2 protein-coding genes are annotated in these 1,545 nt (G+C 65.7%); both read left to right on the forward strand.

Annotated features, from left to right (window positions below; genetic code table 11):
• The coding region (locus tag B2W55_RS34140; RefSeq protein WP_291532747.1) for a hypothetical protein at window positions 1-367 on the forward strand (367 nt) is incomplete at its 5' end.
• Window positions 343-1,467 (forward strand): metallophosphoesterase, encoded by a 1,125-nt coding sequence (locus B2W55_RS34145; protein WP_024578485.1) that lies wholly within the window; start codon window positions 343-345, stop codon window positions 1,465-1,467. The genes B2W55_RS34140 and B2W55_RS34145, both read left to right, overlap by 25 nt.
• The last annotated feature ends 78 nt before the right edge of the window (window positions 1,468-1,545 follow it).

A 1,545-nucleotide genomic window follows, 5' to 3' on the forward strand; every position in this document is an offset into this window, starting at 1 on the left:
CGGCCATCCACGTCTTCCTTCGCTGCGAAACAAGACGTGGATGCCCGGGACAAGCCCGGGCAAGACGATGTGGAAACATCAGTTTCAAAGCCATTGGATGTCAGATGCGATCGCCCTACCAACGGAGGGAGAGGTGACCCGGGACCGCGCCAAGCCGATTCAACTCAATCTCATCGCGCTTTTATTGCTACACGCCGCGGCTTGCCGCGCGCAGCGGCTTCAGCATCGTGCAACTTGCCGAAAATGTGCTGATGTCGGCAGCTTACACAAGCGGCCGATCCAACCTACTTTCGCCGAGCGCCGACCGCGCAGCCCCAACCGATCCGATCCGGAGCGAGACCCATTCCCCAACTCATCTTCGGCCTGATCAGCCTCCTGATCCTTGTCCGTTTCATCTGGCCGCTCGACTGGCCGCTGCCGGCAAAGCTCGTCGCCGCGCTGTTCGTGCTGCTCGCCTTGCAGTTTCACCGCTGGAACAGATGGTCGTCGGGATCGGAGTTCTCGCCGGAGTTTCCGCGACCGGTGGTCGCGCTGTTCAACTGGGCGTTCGGTGCGGTCGTGCTGCTGGCGCTGCTGCAACTGGCGCTCGATGCCGGGCTGATCGTCGCAGCAGCGATCCATGGCGGCTTCGTCGGTGCGCCGGACGGCGTGCGCTACGCGGTTGCCGGCGTGGCGGCGATCGCGGCCGCGATCGGCGTCCATCAGGCGATGCGGATTCCGCCATTGAAGGATGTCGAGGTTGCGATCCGCGGACTGCCGCGAGCGTTCGACGGCTACACCCTTCTGCAACTGACCGATCTGCACATCAGCCGGCTGTTTCCGGCGTCGTGGGCACGCGAAGTCGTGTCGCGATCGAACAAGCTCGGCGTCGACCTGATCCTGATCACCGGCGACCTGATCGACGGCACCGTCGAGGCGCGGCGCAACGACATCGCACCGTTGCAGGATCTCGTCGCCGCCGACGGCGTCTACGTGGTGTCGGGCAATCACGAATACATCTTCGGCTACGATGTCTGGATGGCGCATTATGCGTCGCTCGGCCTGCGCTCCCTGGAGAACCGGCACATCGTGCTCGAACGCGGCGGCGGCCGCCTGGTGATCGCGGGAATCACCGACCGCGCCTCGCGCCGCAGGAAGCATCCGGTCCGCGACCTCGCCGCGGTGCTCGCCGGCGTCCCTGAGGGCGCGCCGATCATCCTGCTCGACCACCAGCCGAGCGATGCGCGCAACTCCGCGGCACACGGCGTCGCCCTGCAACTCTCCGGCCACACCCATGGCGGCTTGATCGTCGGCATCGACCGCCTGGCCGCGCCCGCCAATGCCGGCTTCGTCTCGGGCCGCTACGACGTCGACGGGATGACGCTCTACGTCAACAACGGCACCGCGCTGTGGCCGGGCTTTGCGCTGCGGCTCGGCCGGCCGTCGGAATTGACGCGGATCACGCTGCGGATGGCGGGGGACGCCTGAGTGATGTGTCACGCACGCGATGATGCGAGCGCGGTGCTATCTGTTTCGTAGGATGGGTAGAGCGCAGCGAAACCCATC

It is taken from the genome of Bradyrhizobium sp. UBA2491 (assembly GCF_002341725.1).
GTDB lineage: Bacteria > Pseudomonadota > Alphaproteobacteria > Rhizobiales > Xanthobacteraceae > Bradyrhizobium.